The sequence below is a fragment of the Enterobacter sp. MF024 genome, from assembly GCF_005843915.1.
Classification (GTDB): domain Bacteria; phylum Pseudomonadota; class Gammaproteobacteria; order Enterobacterales; family Enterobacteriaceae; genus Enterobacter; species Enterobacter barmai.
Window position 1 is genome coordinate 545,065 of record NZ_VCBB01000001.1, and the last position, 23,041, is coordinate 568,105.

Annotated in this window: 20 protein-coding genes; 16 read left to right on the forward strand and 4 right to left on the reverse strand. The window is 59.2% G+C overall.

Annotation, left to right across the window (positions count from 1 at the left end; genetic code table 11):
* The 3 genes from FFB58_RS02805 to FFB58_RS02815 form a co-directional block, all read right to left on the reverse strand.
* Positions 1-1,413 carry a sodium:solute symporter family protein gene (locus FFB58_RS02805; RefSeq protein WP_138368907.1) on the reverse strand — a complete coding sequence of 471 codons (1,413 nt, stop codon included), beginning with the start codon at positions 1,411-1,413 and terminating at the stop codon, positions 1-3.
* 77 nt (positions 1,414-1,490) lie between these two features.
* Complete coding sequence (locus FFB58_RS02810) at positions 1,491-2,375, reverse strand: dihydrodipicolinate synthase family protein (protein WP_138368908.1); 885 nt, start codon at positions 2,373-2,375, stop codon at positions 1,491-1,493.
* A 17-nt stretch (positions 2,376-2,392) separates the two neighbouring features.
* Positions 2,393-3,538, reverse strand: a complete 1,146-nt coding sequence (locus FFB58_RS02815) for an iron-containing alcohol dehydrogenase (protein WP_138368909.1) — start codon at positions 3,536-3,538, stop codon at positions 2,393-2,395.
* Positions 3,539-3,707: 169 nt separating this feature from the next.
* On the opposite strand from FFB58_RS02815, the gene FFB58_RS02820 reads away from it, so the two are divergent.
* The 4 genes from FFB58_RS02820 (at position 3,708) to FFB58_RS02835 (ending at position 7,248) form a co-directional block, all read left to right on the forward strand.
* A complete protein-coding gene (locus FFB58_RS02820; protein WP_138368910.1) occupies positions 3,708-4,928 on the forward strand; it encodes a four-carbon acid sugar kinase family protein in 1,221 nt (406 codons plus the stop codon).
* Positions 4,921-5,907: a D-threonate 4-phosphate dehydrogenase gene (locus tag FFB58_RS02825; RefSeq protein ID WP_138368911.1), complete on the forward strand. Its 987-nt coding sequence runs from the start codon at positions 4,921-4,923 to the stop codon at positions 5,905-5,907. Before FFB58_RS02820 ends, FFB58_RS02825 begins: the two co-directional genes overlap by 8 nt.
* Before the next feature lies 1 nt (position 5,908).
* A complete protein-coding gene (locus FFB58_RS02830) occupies positions 5,909-6,670 on the forward strand; it encodes a DeoR/GlpR family DNA-binding transcription regulator (protein ID WP_039028815.1) in 762 nt (253 codons plus the stop codon).
* Between the two features lie 95 nt (positions 6,671-6,765).
* Positions 6,766-7,248: a GNAT family N-acetyltransferase gene (locus tag FFB58_RS02835; protein ID WP_039028814.1), complete on the forward strand. Its 483-nt coding sequence runs from the start codon at positions 6,766-6,768 to the stop codon at positions 7,246-7,248.
* On the opposite strand, the gene FFB58_RS02840 is transcribed toward FFB58_RS02835, so the two are convergent.
* Positions 7,202-8,080: a LysR substrate-binding domain-containing protein gene (locus tag FFB58_RS02840; RefSeq protein WP_039028813.1), complete on the reverse strand. Its 879-nt coding sequence runs from the start codon at positions 8,078-8,080 to the stop codon at positions 7,202-7,204. The genes FFB58_RS02835 and FFB58_RS02840 overlap by 47 nt on opposite strands.
* A 99-nt stretch (positions 8,081-8,179) precedes the next feature.
* On the opposite strand from FFB58_RS02840, the gene sad reads away from it, so the two are divergent.
* From sad to FFB58_RS02900, 12 genes are all read left to right on the forward strand, one after another.
* Complete coding sequence (gene sad, locus FFB58_RS02845; protein ID WP_138368912.1) at positions 8,180-9,562, forward strand: succinate-semialdehyde dehydrogenase; 1,383 nt, start codon at positions 8,180-8,182, stop codon at positions 9,560-9,562.
* A gap of 297 nt (positions 9,563-9,859) precedes the next feature.
* Positions 9,860-11,437, forward strand: coding sequence for a methyl-accepting chemotaxis protein (locus FFB58_RS02850; protein WP_138368913.1), 1,578 nt, complete (start codon positions 9,860-9,862; stop codon positions 11,435-11,437).
* A 63-nt stretch (positions 11,438-11,500) separates the two neighbouring features.
* Positions 11,501-12,427, forward strand: a complete 927-nt coding sequence (gene glsB, locus FFB58_RS02855) for a glutaminase B (protein ID WP_138368914.1) — start codon at positions 11,501-11,503, stop codon at positions 12,425-12,427.
* Positions 12,428-12,586: 159 nt separating this feature from the next.
* Positions 12,587-14,038 (forward strand): GGDEF domain-containing protein, encoded by a 1,452-nt coding sequence (locus FFB58_RS02860; protein WP_138368915.1) that lies wholly within the window; start codon positions 12,587-12,589, stop codon positions 14,036-14,038.
* A gap of 181 nt (positions 14,039-14,219) precedes the next feature.
* Positions 14,220-15,212, forward strand: a complete 993-nt coding sequence (locus FFB58_RS02865; protein ID WP_039028808.1) for a sensor domain-containing diguanylate cyclase — start codon at positions 14,220-14,222, stop codon at positions 15,210-15,212.
* Positions 15,213-15,267: 55 nt separating this feature from the next.
* The gene (locus tag FFB58_RS02870; RefSeq protein ID WP_039028807.1) at positions 15,268-16,233 is read left to right on the forward strand and encodes a sensor domain-containing diguanylate cyclase; all 966 of its coding nucleotides are present in this window, start codon (positions 15,268-15,270) and stop codon (positions 16,231-16,233) included.
* 84 nt (positions 16,234-16,317) lie between these two features.
* Positions 16,318-16,842 carry a GNAT family N-acetyltransferase gene (locus FFB58_RS02875; protein ID WP_138368916.1) on the forward strand — a complete coding sequence of 175 codons (525 nt, stop codon included), beginning with the start codon at positions 16,318-16,320 and terminating at the stop codon, positions 16,840-16,842.
* 118 nt (positions 16,843-16,960) lie between these two features.
* Entirely contained in the window at positions 16,961-18,412 is a 1,452-nt protein-coding gene (locus tag FFB58_RS02880; RefSeq protein ID WP_138368917.1) for a tagaturonate reductase, read from the forward strand.
* A gap of 258 nt (positions 18,413-18,670) precedes the next feature.
* Positions 18,671-19,585, forward strand: a complete 915-nt coding sequence (locus tag FFB58_RS02885) for a bestrophin family protein (protein ID WP_138368918.1) — start codon at positions 18,671-18,673, stop codon at positions 19,583-19,585.
* Positions 19,586-19,744: 159 nt separating this feature from the next.
* Positions 19,745-20,740: an alpha/beta hydrolase gene (locus FFB58_RS02890; protein WP_138368919.1), complete on the forward strand. Its 996-nt coding sequence runs from the start codon at positions 19,745-19,747 to the stop codon at positions 20,738-20,740.
* A 48-nt stretch (positions 20,741-20,788) separates the two neighbouring features.
* Complete coding sequence (locus tag FFB58_RS02895) at positions 20,789-21,529, forward strand: response regulator (protein WP_138368920.1); 741 nt, start codon at positions 20,789-20,791, stop codon at positions 21,527-21,529.
* Positions 21,526-22,827, forward strand: coding sequence for an ATP-binding protein (locus FFB58_RS02900; RefSeq protein WP_138368921.1), 1,302 nt, complete (start codon positions 21,526-21,528; stop codon positions 22,825-22,827). The genes FFB58_RS02895 and FFB58_RS02900 overlap by 4 nt, the downstream gene beginning before the upstream one ends.
* The last annotated feature ends 214 nt before the right edge of the window (positions 22,828-23,041 follow it).

The following is a 23,041-nucleotide window of genomic DNA, read 5'->3' on the forward strand; positions in this document are numbered from 1 at the left end:
TCAGACTCCATTATGTTGAACAGGGGCAGGCGCTTTGCGATCCGCTTTATTCGGGATCAGACGGTCGAGGACCATAATCACCGCCGGGGTGATCAGCGCGATATACATATTGTTGATGCCAAACGGGTCGCCAAGCAGATACCACAGGGAGGTCACGACGCAGGCCCCAATCAGACCAGCGTTCGCCCCGCGGGTGCTCTTAAAGAACGGCGCATAGAAGGCAATCACCGCCACCACCGTAATCGACAGGCGGATGGCGCGGGTGAAGAACGACAGCTTCAGCACTTCCGGCACCAGCAGGACGAAAATCAGCGGCAGGAAGCCAATCAGCAGCGACATCCAGCGGGTGGCTTTAAACTCTTGCTCCGGGGTTGGGTTGCGGTACGGCACGTAGAAATCTTTCACCACCAGCGAGGCGATGGCCAGCGCCACGGTGCTCACGCTGACGAAAATCGACGCCACAAGTGACGTTGTCACAAGACCGGCCACCCACGGGTTCATGTCCTGCAGGAAGATAGGCATGGCGTAGAGGCTGTCGATCTCCGGGTGGAGATACTTGGCGGCAACGCCAATCACCGCAATCGCCAGGGCGATCGGCAGGCAGAAGAAGAAGGCGACCCAGGTGGCGCGTTTGGCCGACTTCACGTCTTTGGTGGAGGAGATAGCCTGGATCACAAACTGGGTGCAGAAGATGGAGCCGATGGTGCCGATCAGCCAGGCAAAGATGGTGCTGGCCCCGATGTTGCCGTCCCAGGTCCAGTAGTATGACGGCATCTGCTCGATCATCGGCATAAAGCCGCCGGTTTTCGAGAGCGCGAAGCCCATGATCACCAGGATACCGAAATACTTCAGGGCGCTGTGCAGCAGCGTCACCCAGGCCACGCCCTTCATGCCGCCAAAGGCGAAGTAGAAGGTACTGACGATAGCCGTGATAAAGGCGGCAACCGGCAGGTTGACCTTCAGGACGGTGGAGATCGCCGCCGCGCCAGAAACGTAGTTGCCAACGTTCACCAGCAGCAGGGCGTAGATCATGATAATCGAGATGATGTTTTTGGTGCTGGTGCCGTACTTCTCGGCAATCGCCCCGGAGATGGTGATTTTGCCGGTGTTATAGATGCGTTTCACCAGCAGCAGGCCAAACAGCGGGAAGCCGATGGCCGCGCCGATCACCGACCAGGAGGCGGCAAAACCGTCTTCGAACGCCGCCTGGGCGGTGCCGATGGTGGATTTAGCACCGATGTATTCAGACATCAGCAGGATCCCGACGATAAACGCCGGCATCGCCCGGGAGCCTTCCATAAAATCACCGGAGTTTTTACTGCGCAACCGGAAGGTCAGCCAGGTGGTAAACAGGATGTAGACAATGACGATGCCTACGATGATCAGGGTATCTTCAGCGGTAAAATTGTTCATCTTTGCCTCTCTTCAGGGCGTAGGAAACCTGGGCACCCGTGGTGCCCGGTATTCTTATGGACGAAATCAAACGCCGGTTACTGCAGTGACTTGGTCACTATCTGGCGGATCTGTTCAGTCTGTTGCGCATCGAAAGCCACCGCGTAGCGGCTTTCACCCACCTCTTCGCCCATCACCTGCAGCGCTTTTTTCACCGCCGCCGGGGAGAAGGCCACTTTGTACAAGCTGGTCCGCAGTTCAGTAACCCCTTCCTGCGCCTGGCGCGAGCCGTCGATATCCCCCGCATGGAAACGCGTCCAGATGGCGTTAATTGCCTCCGGGGCAACGTTCGCCAGCCCGGAAATACAGGCCGAACAGCCCTCGACAAAGCCCTGATGGATCAGCGAGTCCGGGCCGTTCAGCACGTCGAAACCGTCGATACCCTCGGCGGCTTTCAGGAACCCGCTCAGGCTCTCGTAGCTGCCCGCGCTGTCCTTAATGCCGATGATATTCGGATGCGAGGCCAGCACCCGCGCGGTCTGCGGCTCAATGGTGTTGCCGGTACGCGCCGGGATGTTATAGAGGAATACCGGCACGCTCAGGGCATCGGCGATCGCGGTGTAGTGGCTGATGAGTTCCGCCTGGGTCAGGGGCACAAACCACGGGGTGATCACCGAAACGGCATCCACGCCCAGGGCTTCAACCTGCTTACCGAGACGGATAGTGGCCCGGGTGGAGATCTCCCCGATATGCGCCACCACCGGTGCACGCCCGGCGACCTCTTCCACGCAGGTGCGGGTGACGGCCACTTTTTCCTCTTCGGTGAGGACGAAAAACTCACCGTTGGTGCCGCCGCAGAAGATGCCGTTTCCCGCCGCCAGCTGCCGCTGGAGCTGACGCTTCAGCCCCGGCAGATGCAGGTCGCCGTCATCGGTAAAGGGGGTGACGATCGCCGTCAGCACGCCTTCAATCTTGTTACGCATTGTTCACTCCTTCGAGTTTAAATTTCGGGGAACAGGGTCTGGTAGATGCCCTGTACCTCGGCATGGCTGACCTGACGCGGGGCATTGTTCATCAGGCGTTTTACGTTCAGCGCGGCATCGCTCAGCGAAGCGATATCTTCCCGCGGTACGCCCAGCGTCTCGAGGTTGTCCGGTAAATTGAGGCGGCGCACCAGCGCGGCAAACCACGCCACCAGCGCGTGGGATTTCTCCTCCGCCGACAGGGAGGTATCGGCACCTGGCACCAGATCCCACACCCGGGCGAATTTTTCTACCGCGTCCGGGCGCACCACGCGCATGCAGGGCGCCAGCAGAATGGCGTTCGCCACGCCGTGCGGCAGGTGATATTTGCCGCCAAGCGGATAGGAAAGGGCATGCACCAGATGGGTCCCGGCATGGGCAATCGCCACGCCGCCGTAGTAAGAGGCCCACAGCATTTCGAGCTTCGCCATCAGGTTGTGCGGCTCGGCGCAGGCGGTTTCGATGTTATTCACCAGCTTGCGCAGTCCTGTCAGCGCCGCGTTATCGCTCACCGGGTTGGCGACGGTGGCGGTATAGCACTCGATCAGATGGCAGAGGGCGTCGATCCCGGTTGAAGAGGCAATGTGCGGCGGCATGCTGGTGGTGAGTTCCGGCAGCAGCGCCACGTAATCCGGCAGCAGAACCGGGGAGATAATGCCGACTTTGGTGCTCTGCTCGGGAATGGCGAGGATGGCGTTCGGCGTGGCTTCAGAGCCGGTACCGGCGCTGGCCGGGATCAGCAGTGACGCGAGGCGCTCGGTCGGTTTTTCACCCGCCAGCAACGCATCCAGACCCGGTGATGCCGGATGACACAGCACGGAGAGCAGCTTCGCCACATCCAGTACGCTGCCGCCGCCCACGCCCACCACCAGATCAAAAGCGGTATTGTCGATCTCCGCCAGCAGGGCGCGGACGTCGTGATGCGTTGGCTCCGGCGGCACGCTCTCAATCACGCTGAGGCTACGGTTGTCGGCTTCCAGCAGGGCGCGGATGGCGCGGGCGGCGTCCAGACGGGCGATATTGCCGTCGGTGACCAGTAAAAGGCGCGTCTTACCTGCCAGCAGTGGTGCAAGGGCCGGGATCGCACCCGCACCGCTGATAATCGTACTGTTAATGGTTAACACTTCGCTCTCCTGTTGCTGCGTCTGTGATTGATTTCGCTCAACGCAGCCAATCACAGTCATCGTGTGTCTAAATTTATAATTTATTCGTAAACCGAATAACTTGATCTTGCTCACATATAATCAATCATGATTGAATATAATCATTAACAGGAAATGCAAACCTCTGGGGATGAAAGTGAATAACCTGAACAGAGACATCGTGGTGATTGCCGACGACTTTACCGGTGCCAATGATGCGGGTGTGAGCCTGGCGCTGAGCGGCAAAAAGGTCAGCGTCGCCTTTAAGACACCCTTTACCGACGACACCGATGCGCTGGTTATTAATAGCGATAGCCGGGCGATGAAGGCATCAGAGGCCGCTGAAAAACTGGCGCAGTATGCCGCCGACGTTCACGCCGCTCACTGGCTTATCAAGAAAATTGACTCGACCCTTCGCGGCAACCCGGGCGCTGAGATTGAGGCGCTACTTGCGCTCAGCGGTAAACGGCAGGCGATTATCGCCCCGGCGTTCCCGGCGGCCGGGCGCACCACGGAAAACGGCGTCTGCCTGGTGAAGGGGGTGCCTGTTACCGACACCGAATTTGCCAGCGACCCGAAAACCCCGGTGCGCTACGCGCAAATCGCAGCAGTGCTGGCGGAACAAACCACGCTTGCAAGCCGGGTGATCACCCCTGAACAGCTTGCGGCAGCCCTGGAGAGCGATGCCCGGTTAGTGATTGTGGATGCCCGCAGCGACGACGATCTGGATCGGATTATCGCTGCGGCGTTTGCCCGGGATGAGCGCCCGCTGCTGGTGGGCTCCGCCGGGCTGTGCGATGCCCTGGCCCGCCGTCTTGCCACTCCGCGCCAGCTGCTGGCGGTCATCGGTTCGATGAGTGAAATCGCTCAGCAGCAGATCCAGCGCGTGCGCGGTCAGGACAATGTCAGCACGGTACTAATAGATATCAATGATGTGTTTAACGCGGCGATGGACGGATACCAGCAGCAGATCGCGGCGGCGCTGGCGGCAGGCCAGCACTGCGTGGTGCATACCTGCGCCGATACCCAGGCCCGTCATCAGATAGACGCGCTATGCGAGCAGCGCGGGTTAAGCCGCGCCGCGCTGGGGGAGACCATAAGCGCGTTTCTCGGGGAGCTGACGCGTAACGCCTTGGAAACCAGCCGTCCGGCGGCGCTGTATGTCTCCGGGGGCGACGTAGCCATGGCGGTCGCCAGCACGCTTAACGCGCAAGGTTTTGCCATAACCGGACAGGTGGCCCAGTGCGTGCCGTTCGGTCGATTTTTGGGTTGTCGCTGGCAGGGGCCAGTCATGACCAAAGCGGGCGGTTTTGGTACTGAAACCACGCTGCTTGAGGTTTTGCATTTTATCGAGGAGAAAATGAGTGACTAATATCATTGCTGTAACGATGGGTGACCCGGCGGGCATCGGCCCGGAAATCATTATCAAATCCCTGACCGAGGGCGAGTTGTCCGGCGCGCCGGTGGTGGTGGTCGGTTGCGCCAGAACCCTGCAACGGGTGCTGGAGAAGGGCATCACCGCCCCGGCAGAGCTGCGGGTGGTCTCCCGCGTCAGCGAGGCGCATTTTGGCCCGGCAATCATCAACGTGCTGGATGAACCCCTGGCCGATCCCGAGGCGTTACAGCCGGGCGTGGTGCAGGCCCAGGCGGGGGATCTGGCCTACCGCTGCGTGCGTCGCGCGACCGAGCTGGCTATGGCGGGCGAAGTGAAAGCCATTGCCACCGCGCCGCTGAACAAAGAGGCGCTGCATCTGGCGGGCCATCACTATCCGGGCCACACCGAGCTGCTGGCGCACCTGACCGACAGCAAAGATTACGCGATGGTGCTCTATACGGATCAGCTGAAGGTCATTCACATCACCACCCACATCGCGTTGCGCAAATTCCTTGATACCCTGAACCAGGATCGGGTAAAAACCGTGATTGGCATTGCGGATACCTTCCTCAAACGCGTGGGCTATGACAATCCGCGTATCGCCGTGGCCGGGGTTAACCCGCACGCCGGGGAGAACGGCCTGTTTGGCGACGAAGAGATAAAGATTGTTGGCCCGGCCGTTGAGGCGATGAAAGCGAAGGGGCTGAACGTGTATGGGCCGTGCCCGCCGGATACGGTGTTTATGCAGTGCCACGAGGGCATGTACGACATGGTGGTGGCGATGTATCACGATCAGGGGCATATTCCGCTAAAATTACTCGGTTTTTACGACGGGGTGAACATCACCGCCGGGCTGCCGTTTATCCGGACCTCTGCCGACCACGGTACCGCGTTCGACATTGCGTGGACAGGTAAAGCGAAGTCTGAGAGCATGACGGTTTCTATCCAGTTAGCGATGCAAATCACACGGGAATAATATGAAGGGATATAGCCGGTTAGAACAGATAATGGACTACCTGAAAGGGCACAATCTGGTGACGGTGGATCAGCTGGTGGCGGCAACGGATGCCTCGCCCGCGACCATTCGCCGCGATCTGATTAAGCTCGATCAGGAGGGGGTTATCAGCCGTACCCACGGCGGCGTCACCCTTAACCGGTTCATCCCTTCCCAGCCCACCACCAGTGAAAAGATGCACCGCAGCCTGGCGGAGAAACACGATATCGCCTGCGCGGCGGCCAGTTTTGTGAAAGCCGGCGACGCGGTGGTGCTCGATGCGGGCACCACGATGATTGAACTCGCGCGTCAGCTGACCCATCTTCCGCTGCGCGTGATCACCAGCGATCTGCATATCGCCCTGTTTTTATCGGAGTTTAAGCAGATTGAAGTGACGATTATTGGCGGGCGCATCGACGATACCAGCCAGTCCTGCATCGGCGAGCATGGCCGCCGTATGCTGCAAAATATCTGGCCGGATATCGCCTTTGTCAGCTGTAACGGCTGGGATCTGGAGCGCGGCATCACCGCCCCGACGGAAGAGAAGGCGGCCCTGAAGCGCGATCTGATTGCCAACGCCCGACGCCGCGTCCTGCTGGCCGACAGCTCGAAATATGGCGCTTGGTCGCTGTTTAACGTGGTGCACCTCAACTCCCTGACGGATATCGTCACCGATAAACGTCTGGACGAAGGCGTGCAGCAGACCTTAAGCCAGCTGGATACGACCTTGACCTTAGCGCCCTGAGGGCGCAATAGTCAGACGCAGCTATAAGTTAAAAATATGCCGCTCCGTTTGTCCGCCGGCGTTAAGGTGGAGAAAAACGACAAAAGGAGCCTGCCATGTATTCCATCACCTCTGAATCACCCGCCCATCCGGACATCACCACCCTGATTGCTGCTCTGGACCAGTATCAGAGCACGCTTTATCCGGCAGAGAGCAACCATTTGCTGGATCTGACCCAGCTTCCTGAGCATGCACTGATTATGATGGTGATCCGCGATCGCCAGCTTAACGCCGTCGGCTGCGGGGCAATCGTGCTGAACGGCGACGGCAGCGGGGAGATGAAGCGGGTCTATATTGACCCGACCCATCGCGGGCAGCGGCTGGGGGAAAAGCTGCTGGCGGCGCTGGAAGATGAAGCCCAGAGCCGCGGGTGTCATACCCTGCGACTGGAGACCGGGATCAAGCAGCTGTCGGCCATCTCTCTGTATGAACGCAGCGGCTACCAGCAGTGCGCGGCGTTTGCGCCGTATCAACCCGACCCGCTGAGCCTGTTTATGGAGAAGTTGCTGGTGGCTGACCTTCGTTTAGCAGTGCTATAAACGCCTCCAGTTGCCGGGTCATTGCACCCCGGCGCCACACCAGCCAGGTGGTGAGCCAGCGCCAGTTTTCCGCCAGCGGCCAGGCTTCCACCTGCTGATGACCAGGCATACTTTCCAGCATTGAGCGCGGCATCAGCGCGATGCCCGCTCCGGCAATCACACACGCCAGCATGCCGTGATAGGACTCCATCTCATGGATGCGTCCCGGCGTGGCGCGATCCGCATGAAACCAGCTTTCAAAGTGACGGCGATAGGAACAGTTCGCGCGAAAGGCATAGATGTCGCGCCCGCTGATTTCGGTGGCCCGTTTAACCTCAGGATCCCCGGCCGGTACCACCAGCATCATCTCCTCCCGGTAGACCGGCATGCCTTCAAGTTCGGGGTGGGACAGGGGCCCATCGACAAACGCCGCGCTCAGGGTGCCTTCCAGCACGCCATCAATCATCGTCCCCGACGGACCGGTCGCCAGCGCAAACTGAATGCGCGGATAGCGCTGGTTAAACTGCGCCAGCGAGGCCGGGATGCGCACGGCTGCGGTGCTCTCCAGCGAACCTAGGGTGAACAGGCCCTGAGGCTCATCGCCCGCTACCACCATCCGCGCTTCATCCACCAGGGCGAGGATCTGCCGACTGTAGCGTAAAAAGTTATGTCCCGCCGGGGAGAGGCGCAGCCGCTGGTTCTCGCGGATGAACAGCTCGACGCCAAGATCTGCCTCCAGCTGCTTGATGCGGGTGGTCAGATTTGAGGGCACGCGATGCACCTTCTGCGCGGCCTGGGTAATGCTGCCGGTCTGGGCGACGGCGTTAAACATCTCCAGCTGGGTCAGATCCATATCGTTCTCGCTTCGTGAATAAGGTGGTTATTATTATTCATTTTTAAGAAATAGCAGAGTGCGCCACACTAAATCAACACTTAACACACGGAGCACATCATGACGACTTCATCTGCGACCCATGCCCTGTCCATTAATCCGACTAACGGCGAAACCCTGGCTTCCTGGCCGTGGGCCACCGTGACCGACGTTGAACGTGCGCTTGCCCAAAGCGACGCCGCGTTTCGCCAGTGGCGCAGCGTGCCTGTAGAGGCGCGTGCGCAAAAATTACGCGATCTGGGTGCAGCCCTGCGCAACCGTGGCGAAGAGATGGCGCAGATGATCACCCGTGAGATGGGCAAACCCATCGCCCAGGCGCGCGGGGAGGTGGCGAAATCCGCCGGACTTTGCGACTGGTATGCCGAACATGGTCCGGCGATGCTGAGCACCGAAGCAACCCAGGTGGCGGACGCGGTGATTGAATATCGCCCGCTGGGCCCGGTGCTGGCGGTGATGCCGTGGAACTTCCCGCTGTGGCAGGTGCTGCGCGGCGCGGTGCCGATTATCCTGGCAGGCAACAGCTATCTGCTGAAGCACGCCCCGAACGTGCTGGGTGCCGCGAACCTGATCGACGCGATTTTTACCGATGCCGGATTCCCGCAGGGGGTGTTCGGTCAGCTGAATGCCACCAACGACGGGGTAAGCCAGATGATTGCCGATCCGCGCATTGCGGCCGTCACCGTGACCGGCAGCCTGCGCGCCGGGGCGGCGATTGGTGCTCAGGCCGGGGCCGCGCTGAAAAAATGCGTCCTTGAGCTGGGCGGTTCCGATCCCTTTATTGTCCTTAACGATGCCGATCTGGATCTGGCGGTGAAAGCAGCGGTGACAGGGCGCTATCAGAACACCGGGCAGGTGTGTGCCGCGGCCAAGCGCTTTATCGTCGAAGCGGGAATTGCCGATGAGTTTACCCGTCGGTTTGTCGCCGCCACTGCGGCGCTGAAGATGGGCGCACCCGATAACGAGGAGAACTACCTCGGGCCGATGGCGCGTTTCGATCTGCGCGACGAGTTGCATCAGCAGGTGCAGGCGACGCTTGCCGAAGGCGCAACCCTGCTGCTGGGCGGCGAGAAGGTGGCCGGGGCAGGGAACTACTATGCGCCGACCGTGCTGGGCAACGTTACCCCGAACATGACCGCGTTTCGTCAGGAGATGTTCGGTCCGGTAGCGGCCATCACAGTAGCAACCGATGCCGATCACGCGCTGGCCCTGGCCAACGACAGCGATTTTGGCCTGTCGGCGACGGTGTTTAGCGCAAGCCAGGAGGCCGCGGATCGCTTTGCCCGTCAGCTTGAGTGCGGCGGGGTGTTTATCAACGGTTACAGCGCCAGCGATGCCCGCGTGGCGTTTGGCGGGGTGAAAAAGAGCGGCTTTGGCCGGGAGCTGTCGCACTTTGGTTTGCATGAGTTCTGTAATGTGCAGACGGTGTGGAAAGACCGGGTTTAATCCTCTGCCGATGTTTTGCCGGGTGGCGCTGCGCTTACCCGGCCTACAAAATCCCAGACCTGTGCAAGCGCAGCGCCGCCGGGCAATAACACCGCAGAGGATTCAATGCGGTCTGTTGCCCTCACCCCGTCCCTCTCCCTGTGGGAGAGGGCGCAAACACCAAAAACGACAACCTGAGGTTGTCGTTTTGCGTTTACCTCCGCAGCGCCGCCGGGCGTCTGTCATCATTCTGAAATAGTTCTGTCATTTTCACTGCGTAGACTCGCCCACGTCTAAGTCATTGTTAATGAATAAATTATGAACTTAATGCAAATTTTTCGTCGCATTACTCCCCGGCAGTTTGGTTTGCTGGCGGGGATCTTCTGCATCATCGGGCTCTTTTCCGCGCTGCAAATCTCTTCATCGGTCTTACTTTCCGTCTCGCTGCGCGATGCTCAGCGCAATGAACAGCGTAACCAGATGGCTTATCTGCAACAGGCGAAGGTCGATCAGGCGCGTATCTCCCTGCTGGCGGCAAGCGATCTGCTTAACCGGGCGGGGGTTTACTTTATGCAGGATAAAGAGACCGGTTCGGACGGAAGCTGGCACAGCCTGATGGACGAGGCGCAACAGGCGTTACGCGATTCACAGCAGGCCTGGCAGGCGTGGCAGGCGATGAGCCCGCCGCGGGATGAGGCGCTGCTTAACAGCTACCAACTCTTTTTCGATGCCATCCGCGAACAGGCCGACGGGCTGGTGAACGGCCAGTCGATTGATGCCTTTTTTGCCGTGCCCGCCCAGGCGTTTCAGGCGGATTTTAATGACAACTATGCCCGCTATCAGCAGGCCAGCGCCCAGCGCGCAACCGAGGGACGACAGTTGCTGACCGCCAGTCTTTCGAAGCTGCAATCGCTGTTTTTACTGGCTCCGGTGGTGCTGCTGGCTATCGCAGTGGCGGTGTGGTTTGCGATGTCCCGCTGGGTGATCGTCCCGCTGCGTCGGCTGATCGCCCATATCAATCTGCTGGCGGCGGGGGATCTCTCTGCGCCTGCACCCACTGTTAAACGTTTTAACCGCGAGATTGCGCAGCTTGGCGACAGCGTGTATACCCTGCAGCAGGGGCTGCAGCAGCTGGTGACCCAGGTCAGCGAGGCCACCACCTCAATGGTGAGCAACATCGGCTCGCTGGCGCAGGGGAATCAGGATCTGTATCACCAGTCTGCGCGTCAGGCGCAGGAGCTGAAAGAGGTGACGGCGCATATTGCCGCGCTGGAAACGCACGTCGAGGGGAACAGCGGCTATGCCAGACTGGCCAGCTCGCGGGCGGACGAAGCCCGGGAGATGGCGGCGGGCGGCGACCGGATGATGGAGACGGTTAATGCCTCAATGGCGGCAATCGTGGAGCGCTCCTCGGAGATGCGCGGCATCGTGGCGATCATCGATAACGTGGCCTTCCAGACCAACATTCTGGCGCTGAACGCCGCCATCGAAGCGGCCCATGCCGGGAATCAGGGACGCGGCTTTGCTGTGGTGGCGCGGGAAGTGGGCCTGCTGGCGCGCAAAAGCAGCCATTCGACCCAGACTATCCAGGAGCTGATCAACCACTCGCTGCAGGGCATCGAAGATGGCTCGAAAGCGGTCACCCGGCTGGAGGATAACCTGCAGCAGGTCATCGGCCTGGTGGGTAATCTCTGCAGCCTGCTGAATGAGATCTCCGTTGCCACCCTCAGCCAGGGCGACAGCATTCACCGCATGACCCACCAGCTACAGGCGCTAAACCAGGTGGCTCGCCAGACCGATGCGCTGGTGAATACCGCCTCCGAAGCCTCCCTGCGGCTGCATGATGAATCCGGGCTGCTGTTGCAGGCCGTTTCGCGGTTCCGACTTCCTGCCTGACGTCATCCATAAGCCTCTGTTATACTCGCAGGCCGTTTTTGGCCTGTGAGCAAGGAGCAACCGATGGCTGCGAACATCACTAATCAGATGCTGGACGCCATTCTGGCGCAAGTACGTCCTCTGTTGGGCAAGGGCAAAGTGGCCGATTACATCCCGGCGCTGGCCTCGGTCAACGGCAACAAACTCGGGATTGCCATCAGCACCGTGGACGGACAACACTTTCAGGCCGGGGATGCCACAGAGCGTTTCTCCATCCAGTCGATTTCCAAAGTCCTGAGCCTGGTGGCGGCCATGCGCCAGTATGACGAGGACGAGATCTGGCAGCGGGTCGGGAAAGATCCCTCCGGGCAGCCGTTCAACTCCCTGCTGCAGCTGGAGATCGAACAGGGCAAACCGCGTAACCCGTTCATCAACGCCGGGGCGCTGGTGGTATGCGACATGCTGCAAAGCCGTCTGAGCGCACCGCGCCAGCGGATGCTGGAGATCGTGCGCCAGCTCTCCGGGGTGAGTGATATCGGCTACGATGCCGCTGTTGCCCGCTCCGAATTCGAACACTCGGCGCGCAATGCGGCGATCGCCTGGCTGATGAAGTCGTTCGGTAATTTCCATAACGACGTGCCGACGGTCCTGCAAAACTACTTCCACTACTGCGCCCTGAAGATGAACTGTGTCGAGCTGGCGAACACCTTTCTGTTTCTGGCTGCCCAGGGTTATGCCTCGCATCTGTCTGAGCCCGTCGTGACGCCGATGCAGGCCCGGCAGGTCAATGCCCTGATGGCGACGAGCGGAATGTATCAGAACGCCGGTGAGTTCGCCTGGCGGGTGGGGTTGCCGGCTAAGTCGGGCGTCGGCGGCGGGGTGGTGGCGATTGTCCCTCATGAGATGGCGATTGCGGTCTGGAGCCCGGAGCTGGACGAAACGGGGAACTCCCTGGCGGGTGTGGCGGTGCTGGAACACCTCACCCAGCAGCTGGGACGTTCGGTCTATTAAGCCGCTGTGCCGTTATGCTGACGGCACAACTAATAAGCAGAGCTAAAGGGATGATGATCGTTATCCCATTAATGTGATATAAATTAATGCCAAACTTTTAACATTCATCCGCGCGGATGCTAACTCAGTGTTAAAAGCAACCCTACGGATTGAAATTGCATGCCTTCTGCTAACACCAGAACATTCACATTATTTGACCCGCAATCCCCGTTCCGAAATGCAGCGGGTATATTTGTATTAACCACGCTGTTCTATTTTATTGGCGCGCAGCTGCGTCTGGTGGAATCCCTGTCGATGTTCTGGCCGCTGAATGGCGTGATGGCGGGCCTGTTTGCCCGTTACGCTTACCTGAACCGGCTGCATTATTACGCAGTATCCTATATTGCCATGCTGCTGTATGACCTTATCACCACCAACTGGGGCATTACCTCGCTGGGTATTAACCTGTCGAATATGATGTTTATCGTTATTGTTGCCCTGCTGGTCCAGCGTGATAAACGGCTAAAAAATACCACTCCGGATCCGGTGAATGCGCTGAGGCTGTTTAACTATTGTCTGCTGGCCGCACTGCTGTGTGCTCTGGTCGGGGCGGCAGTGTCGGGCGGGGTGGACAGTCGCGACTTCTGGCCACTGGTCGCCGACTGGTTTAGCGAACAGTTCTCCACCGGGGTGTTAATCGTGCCCTGCATGCTGACCATCACCTGGCCCAGGTTCAACCGGGCTATGCGTGCCGATCACCTGATGCCGGTCGTCGTGCTGATTATCTCCGTCGTGGCCTCGGTGGCGATCGGCGGGGCCGGTGCGCTGGCGTTTCCGATGCCGGCGCTGATCTGGTGTGCGGTGCGCTATTCGCTGCCGGCCACCTGTCTTCTGACCTTTGTTACCGGCGCGGTGGAGATCACCCTGGTCGGCAACGCCATTATTACCATTGTGGCGACGACGCCGATCACCACGCCGATGATGTTCTCGGCCAGGCTTGGGATCGCCACCATGGCCATCTGTCCGGTCATGGTGTCGGTGAGCATGGCGGCCATCAACTCGCTGATCCGCCAGGTCTCCCTGCGCGCCGATTATGACTATCTGACCCAGGTCTACTCCCGCTCCGGGCTCTATGAGGCGCTTAAAAACAGTGAAGGTAAGCGCAGTAGCCCGCGTCTGACGGTGATGCTGCTGGATATCGACTACTTCAAAAGTATCAACGACAACTATGGTCACGAGTGCGGTGATACCGTGCTGGCCGCCTTTGCCCGCAAAGTGCAGGAGACGGTGGGCAACGAAGGGCTGGTGGCGCGGATGGGCGGTGAGGAGTTTGCGGTGGTGGTCAATTCAGCTTCCGCAGAGCGGGGGTACGCCCTGGCGGAACGTATCCGCACTACGGTTGAACAACATCCGTTCGACTGGCGCGGTCAGTCGCTGTTTTTAACCGTCAGTATTGGTCTGGGCAGTGGGAAATCGGAGCCGTCGCAGCTGACGGACGTATTTAATCGTCTGATGACCGAAGCGGATGATTATCTGTATCGTTCGAAAAAAGCAGGCCGAAATCGTACCAGCGCCCGAATGACAGAGATAAAAACTGCCGAACAAAACGCAACGGCTACGGAACAGCTGTAAACGTTTGCATGCCCATGGGACCGGCACCTGCCATATATTTACAAAACTGATAAATGCCTTGATACGCATTTTCATCGTCAATAATATAAAGGGGTGATTATATCGGAAAATTCGTGTGATGAACGGAACTGACAGACTCAGTAAACCCCCTCGCGTGCCTGGCAGTCGGTTTATCAAACGCATGTATCTGATGCGAGTGCTTGGAACCTTTCTCTGCTTTTTACCTATCCTCTCTGTCCTGCTGGAACAGCAACGTTCAGGCTGGCTTATAGGTCTTCTGGCGGTCAACGCTTTTGTCTGGCCGACGCTGGCCTGGTGGCGCGCCCGGCGCTCACCCTCGCCGCTGCGTACCGAACATCAGAACCTGGTGTTTGACGCCGGGGCAGGCGGCTTCTGGATCGCCATGATGGCGGCCAACCCGCTGCCCTCTGTCACCATTGCCACGATCTTACTTGCCGACCGGCTGGCGGCGGGTGGTTTCCCGTTGATGAAAAAAGCCGGTGCGGTGATGCTGGCGGTGTTTATGGCCAGCTGGCTGACCCAGGGGATGGCGCTGGTGCCGTGGGTTTCCCAGCGCACTATGTACGCCACGCTGCCGCTGATTGGGATCTATACCGTGGCGCTGAGCGTGCTCACTAACAGCATCGCCGTGCGGCTGCGCTTTAAATCCCGCGAGCTGGAGCGTATTGCGATGATGGATCCGCTCCTCGACATTGCCAACCGGCGTCTGCTGGAGAAACGCATCGATCATGAGCTGCATAAACTGCAGCAAACCTGTCGCGATTCGGCGCTGATGTTTATCGATATCGACAACTTTAAAGAGGTCAACGACCGCTTCGGCCATAAGGTGGGGGATATGCTATTAGTGACAGTGTCACAGATACTGCACATCGCCACCCGCCAGAGCGATACCCCGGCGCGTCTGGGCGGGGATGAGTTTGTGATCCTGCTTCCCGACACCACCCTCGACGAAGCACGAATGGTCGCCACGCGGATTATGGATGCGGCGGCGGTAATAGAAGATGTCGCCGAAGAGGCGGTTCAGTGCACCATGAGTATCGGCATTGCCTGCGCCACCCGGGAGATGGGAAATGTTACGGACTGGTTACAGGCTGCCGACGCCGCGCTCTATCAGGCGAAACGCGACGGGAAAAACCGCATATTTGCCCACTAACCGGCCTCAGGATGCGCTAAGCTTTTAAAAAGCCTGACGTCCGGACGGAGCCCGTATGAAATCACCAACACTCGCCAACAATGAAGCAGAGCGCCTCAGCGCTTTGCGCGAATCCGGACTGCTCGAACCTGAAAAACACCCGGTATACGACCGGCTCACCCGGCTGGCTAAACGTCTCTTCAGCGTGCCGGTGGCGATGATAAACCTGGTGGACGAGCATGTCGTGGTTGTAAAATCCGCAGACGGTGGTGACAGCACCAACCTGCCGAGAAATCTCTCTTTTTGTGGGCACACCGTCCTCAGTAAAACCCCGCTGGTAGTGCAGGATACCCTGGACGATCCCCGTTTTGCCGATAACCCGCTGGTCACCGACGACAACCCGATCCGGTTTTACGCGGGCTGTCCGCTGCACCTGCCCGGTGGCGCCACGGTGGGCTCGCTGTGCATTATCGATCATCAGCCGCGCATATTTTCGCCCGCCGACATCGAGGCGCTCGCAGACCTGGCCGCGCTGGTCGAGGTGGAGTTCGCCGCAACCTGCGCAAGGATCACTGACGACCTGACCGGGCTCTATAACCGCCGTGGCTTTCATCATCTGGCGACCTATGCCATTCGCGCCGCCCGCCGTCGGGCAGAGCCCCTGACCCTGGCCTGGCTTGATCTCGATCGCTTTAAGCAGATCAACGCGCGCTATGGCCGGGCCGATGGTGACCACGCCCTGAAGGCGGTGGCCGGTCTGCTGAAATCCACCTTCCGTGAAGCCGACGTGCTGGCGCGCTACGGCGGGGATGAGTTTGCCATCCTCTTCGCCAACAGCGACGAGAAGGGGGCGTGGATCGCGATGCAGTTTCTCACCGAACAGGCGGCGAGCTGGAACGAGCATGCCGAATATCCCTGGGCGCTGTCGTTTTCATGGGGAGTGAGCGAATTCAACCATGACCGCGACGATCTGCAGAGCTGGCTGAAAACCGCCGACCAGATGATGTACTCCATGAAACAGCAGCGCGGTACCGGCTGTTGAGATAAGAAAATCCTCTGTTAATTGTGCTTGTGTTGCAAAATTGTAACGCGCATGGTGATGCCGTTGATTAAAAGGAGAAAAACGATGTCATCACCTGCAGTCCAGATTTTTTCGCGCGAGGAGATTCTCGCGCATCTCCCTCAGTTAGCCGACATCCTTCACAGCTGCGTGACCGGCGGGGCCTCGGTGAGTTTTATGCTGCCTTACAGCCATGAGAAGGCCAGCGCGTTCTGGCAAGGCGTGGCTGACAGCGTCGGGCGCGGAGAACGCACCGTCCTGGTGTCGACCAACGCCCAGGGCGAGCTGACCGGCACCGTACAACTGATCGTCGATCAACCTGAAAATCAGCCGCACCGGGCGGACGTCGCCAAACTGCTGGTTCACCAGAATGCGCGCCGCTGCGGCGATGCAGGCCGCCTGATGCAGGCCCTGGAAGTCGTCGCCCGCGAGCAGGGCAAAACCGTGCTGGTGCTGGACACCGCCACCGGCAGCGGGGCGGAGACCTTCTATCAGCGGGCAGGCTGGAAGAAAGTGGGCGAGATCCCGCGCTACGCCCTGATGCCGGATGGCGAGATGACGGCGACCTCAGTGTTCTACAAGTTCTTATAGATCCTGTCACAATTCACACGAGGTTTGATCAAAACGGGGTTTCATGGTCGTTAAGTTTGATAAGTTATCGTACCAATCTTATCAGGCTGTATGACTAATCATTACAAGGACCCCCATTGTGAACACACTGAACCGACGTGATTTCCCCGGTGCTCTCTATCCTGAACGTATCATCCAGTTTGGTGAGGGCAACTTCCTGCGCGCGTTTATTGACTGGCAAATCGACCTGCTCAACGAGCATACCGATCTGAACGCCGGTATTGCGATTGTCCGCCCGATTAAAAGTGACTTCCCGCCTTCGCTGAGCACTCAGGACGGCCTCTATACCACCATCATTCGTGGCCTGAACGAGCAGGGCGAAGCGGTCAGCGACGCGCGCCTGATCCGCTCGGTTAACCGTGAAATCAGCGTCTACGACCAGTACGATGAATTCCTGAAGCTGGCGCACAACCCGGAAATGCGCTTTGTCTTCTCGAACACCACGGAAGCGGGGATTAGTTATCACGCCGGGGATAAGTTTGAGGATGCGCCAGCGGTCAGCTATCCGGCGAAACTGACCCGCCTGCTGTTCGAACGTTTCAGCCATTTCAACGGTGCTGCCGATAAAGGCTGGGCGATCGTGCCGTGCGAACTCATCGACTATAACGGTGACGCCCTGCGTGAACTGGTGCTGCGCTATGCCCAGGAGTGGGCGCTGCCTGCGGCCTTTACCCAGTGGCTGAACGATGCCAACACCTTCTGCTCCACCCTGGTTGACCGTATCGTCACCGGTTATCCGCGCGACGAAGTGGCGGAGCTTGAAGCCTCCCTTGGCTATCACGATGCCTTCCTCGATACCGCCGAGCATTTCTATCTGTTTGTGATCCAGGGGCCAAAATCGCTGGCGCAGGAATTGCGTCTCGACAAGCTGGCGCTGAACGTGCTGATTGTGGATGACATCAAGCCGTACAAAGAGCGCAAAGTGGCGATCCTCAACGGGGCGCATACCGCGCTGGTGCCGGTGGCGTTCCAGGCCGGACTGGATACCGTAGGCGAGGCGATGAACGACACGGAGATCTGCGCCTTTGTCGAAAAAGCAATTCACGAAGAGATCATCCCGGTGCTGGATCTGCCTCGCGATGAGCTGGCCTCGTTTGCCAGCGCGGTAACGGGCCGCTTCCGCAATCCGTATATCAAGCATCAGCTGCTGTCGATTGCCCTCAACGGCATGACCAAGTACCGCACCCGCATCCTGCCGCAGCTTCTGGCAGGGCAGCAGGCTACCGGCAAGCTTCCGACGCGTCTGACCTTTGCCCTGGCGGCGCTCATTGCCTTCTACCGCGCGGAACGTAACGGCGAGAGCTACCCGGTGCAGGACGACGCGCACTGGTTAACCCGTTTCCAGCAGCTGTGGACCCGGCATCACGACCAGCAGATCGATACCCGCGAGCTGGTGACGGCGGTGCTGAGCGTCAGCGAGCACTGGGAGCAGGACCTGACCCAGGTGAACGGGCTGGTAGACCAGGTTGCCCGCGATCTGGATGCCATTCTGCTGCAGGGCATGCGTGCCGCCGTAAAACCGCTGTGCTAAGGGCCTGATTCCTGCACCTACGATTCCCTCTCCCCTTTGGGGAGAGGGTAAGGGTGAGGGGGAACCACCGCACCAGCCTTAACTTTCTTTTACCCTTTATAGTTACAACATACTGTAACTCACTTGCCATACCCCACGCTTCAACACCGTGCGGCCCGCCTCTGGCCTCACAAAATGTCATCATTTTTTAACACTCTTGCAACCGTGACCCCGATCACGTTTAATAGTCACCGCTCTTTTTTCCCGATGAAGCTGACTATGATCGTTCGACCCCAACAGCACTGGTTGCGCCTTATTTTTGTCTGGCACGGTTCCGTGCTGACCAAAATCTTCTCCCGTTTGTTCCTCAACTTCCTGCTCTCCATCGTGGTGATCCTGATGTTGCCCTGGTACACCTCGCTGGGCATCAGGCTGACGGTTGCACCGTTCAGCATTCTTGGGGTTGCCATCGCCATCTTCCTCGGTTTTCGCAATAACGCCTGTTACGCCCGCTATGTTGAAGCGCGGCAGCTGTGGGGGCAGTTGATGATTGCCTCGCGCTCCCTGTTCCGGGAGGTGAAAAACACGCTACCGGACGACCCGGCGTTAGGGGAGTTTGTTCGTCTGCAGATCGCTTTCGCCCACTGCCTGCGCATGACCCTGCGCAAACAGCCGCAGGCCGACAAGCTTTCAACGTACCTGTCGCCTGAAAACCTGTGCGTGGCAATGGATTCCAGCTCGCCCGCGAACCGCATTCTGCTGATTATGGGCGAATGGCTGGCGGTAAGACGCCGCAGCGGTGAGCTGTCGGATATTCTGTTCCACAGCCTGAACATTCGTCTCAATGATATGTCCACCGTGCTGGCCGGCTGCGAGCGCATCGCTAACACCCCGGTGCCGTTTGCCTACACGCTGATCCTCCACCGCACAGTCTATCTGTTCTGCATCATGCTGCCGTTCGCGCTGGTCAGCGACCTGCACTACATGACGCCGTTTGTTTCAGTCCTGATCTCCTACACCTTTATCTCGCTGGATACCCTGGCGGAAGAGCTTGAGGAGCCGTTCGGTACCGAGAATAACGACCTGCCGCTGGATGCCATCTGTAACGCGATGGAGATCGATCTGCTGCAGATGAACGATGAGCAGGATATCCCGACGCGCAAACTGCCGGACAAGTATTACCAGCTGACATAACATCATGGGTTAACCGTTCGCCTGCCGGGTGTTTGTATCGCAGTGTATCTGAACGCCATCAGGATACAGCGCCTTGCAAAAAGGGCTGGTTTGCACATATTCCCCATACATCAGGGTGGTGAAATTAACGGGTCAAATACAAAACCCGGAGAGACCACCATGATGAAAAAACTGGCTTACTCAACCCTGGCAGTGACCCTTTCTTTCGCTACCGTTTCGGCCTGTCAGGCCGAGGCGGCAGGCAGCGACTTCAGCGCCGCATTTAAGCAAATCCGCCAGATTGATGCGGGCGACCTCAATATTGGCTATGTCGATATCGGACCGAAAAACGGCGAACCGGTGATCCTGCTCCACGGCTGGCCGTACGATATTCAGAGCTACGCTCAGGTTGCTCCCGCGCTGGCGGCAAAAGGCTACAGAGTGATCGTGCCGTACAACCGCGGCTTCGGCACCACCCGTTTCCTGTCGTCCACCACGCCACGCAACGGGCAACCGGCGGCGATGGCAAAAGATGTGATTAACCTGATGGATGCCCTGAATATCAAACGCGCGGTATTTGCCGGTTATGACTGGGGCGCAAGAACGGCGGATATCGTGGCGGCGCTGTGGCCGGAACGCGTGAAATCGCTGGTTTCGGTGAGCGGGTATCTGATTGGCAATCAGCAGGCCGGGGCAAAACCGCTGCCGCCGAAGGCGGAACTGCAGTGGTGGTATCAGTTCTATTTCGCCACCGAGCGCGGTGAGAAAGGTTATGCGGCCAACACCCATGACTTTGCGAAACTGATCTGGACTCTGGCCTCACCGGGGTGGAAATTCAGCGATGCAACCTTCAACGTCAGCGCCAGAGCGCTGGATAACCCGGATCACGTGGCGGTGACCATCAGCAACTATCGCTGGCGGCTGGGGCTGGAACGTGGTGAAAGCCGTTACGACAGCTACGAGCAGAAGCTGGCGGCCGCGCCAACCATCAGCGTGCCGACCATCACCATTGAAGGCGACAATAACGGCGCGCCGCATCCGGAACCTGCTGCGTACGCCGCAAAATTCACCGGCAAGTATCAGCATCGCACCTTTACCGGCAATATTGGCCACAATCCGGCCCAGGAAGATCCGCAGGATTTCGTCAAGGCGGTGGTGGATGCGGATAAGTTGTAAGCCAGCTATGCTATTTTTTTGCCCATCGCTAAAAAACAGGAGCTTAGGGTGGAGACAACCGATCACATTCTTGTCGTGGATGATGACAGGGATATTCGCGAACTGATCGTCGATTATCTGGTGAAGTCTGGCTATCGCGCCACGGGCGCGGCCAACGGCAAAGAGATGCGCGCCGTGCTGGATAAGCAGGCGGTGGATATGGTGGTGCTGGATATCATGATGCCCGGCGACGACGGCCTGACGCTGTGCCGCCAGCTGCGTAGCGGTCAGCATAAAGATCTGCCGATCCTGATGTTGACCGCACGCCACGACGATATGGATCGCATCCTGGGCCTCGAAATGGGCGCGGACGATTATGTGGTCAAACCTTTTGTGGCGCGCGAGCTGCTGGCGCGGATCAAAGCGATACTGCGCCGGTTTCGCACGCTGCCGCCGAATCTGCAGGTGACCGAGGCCGGAAGGATCATCGCCTTTGGCGACTGGCAGCTCGATACCAGCGCCCGTCATCTGCTCGACGCCACCGGCACCATCGTGGCGCTGAGCGGGGCGGAGTACCGCCTGCTGCGGGTGTTTGTCGATCATCCCCAGCGCGTTTTAACCCGCGATCAGCTGCTGAATTTCACCCAGGGGCGGGATGCGGAGCTGTTCGAACGCTCAATCGATCTGCTGGTCAGCCGGGTGCGACAGCGGTTAAATGAGGATGCGCGCACACCACTGTATATAAAAACAGTACGTAGCGAAGGCTATGTCTTTTCGATGCCGGTTAGCATTCTTGAGGCGAAAGAATGAGGCTCTGGCCGCGTTCCCTCCATTACCGTCTGCTGCTGATCGTCCTGATGGGATTGCTGCTCGCCAACGGCCTGAGCGTGACGCTGGTGCTGGCCGAGCGGATGAGCAGCGCCCGGCACGTGATGCTGGGGAATCTGGAGGATGATGTCTCCACCAGCGTGGCGATCCTCGACCGGCTGCCGGCAAACGAGCGGGCGCAGTGGCTCCCGCGCCTCGAGCGGGGAAACTATCGCTATATTCTTGGGCCGGGCGAGTCGGGTGCGCCACCCGCAGACGCCCGTTCCCGGGATGCGGTTCGTACCTTAACGGAGACACTGGCGAAGCACTATCCGCTGCGCTTCACGGCGGTGCCGGGGCCGGTCTCGCATATTCAGGCCCACCTGACCCTGAGCGACGGCTCGCCCTTGACGCTGGATCTCACCCCACGCATGCCGCCGGTCGCCCGCTGGCTGCCGGTGGTTTTTGTGATCCAGCTTTTGCTGGTGGTGATCTGCGCCTGGCTGGCGGTGCGTCAGGTGGTACGTCCGTTTACCCATTTTACCCGGGCGGTGGATACCCTTGAACCCGCCAGCCCCCATCCGCTGACCCTTACCGAGCAGGGTCCGCTGGAGGTGCGCCAGGCCGCGCGGGCGTTTAACGCCATGCAGGAGCGGATTCAGACGTCGTTAAAGGAGAGGGCGCAGATCCTGGCGGCCATTTCTCACGATCTACAGACGCCTATTACCCGCATGCGATTGCGCGTGGAGATGGCCGACCAGCCGGATCTGCGCGATAAGCTGACTCAGGACCTGGACAGCATGACGCGCCTGGTGCGGGAGGGGATCGACTACGCCCGCTCGTCCGGCGTCGCACCTGAACCGGTGCGCAACGTCGATCTGTATAACTTTATCGATACGCTGGTGTGTGATTACGCCGATACCGGTAAAAACGTGCAATTTACCGCAGCCAGAAGCAACGTCCCTTTTGCCACCCGTCCGCAGGCGCTGCATCGCATTCTCACCAATCTGCTGGATAACGCGCTGAAGTTTGGTGATAAGGCAGACGTGACGCTGACAATGCGTGATGACAGAGTGCAGATCGCCGTGGAGGATAACGGGCCCGGCATTCCGGAGCATGAGCTTGCGGCGGTGTTACAGCCGTTTTACCGGGTGGAGTCTTCCCGTAACCGGGAGACCGGCGGGACGGGGCTGGGGCTGGCGATCGCGGTACAGCTTGCGGGGCAGCTCAACGGGGAGTTGCAGTTAGTTAACCGGCCCGAAGGTGGCCTCTCTGCACGGATCACCTTGCCATCTGCGTGAATTGCCGGGTGGCGGCGTTGCCTTACCCGGCCTACAAACCAGCCCTTGACCTTGTAGGCCTGGCAAGCGTAGCGCCGCCGGGCGGTCAGGTCGCTCAATGTACCAGACTGTATCCACCCACAACACGCATACACCACCTGACAAAAACCCCCATTCCTCCACACACACCAGACACTTCCCCACGCTGTAATAGCTTCACTATCAACTGGTTTAG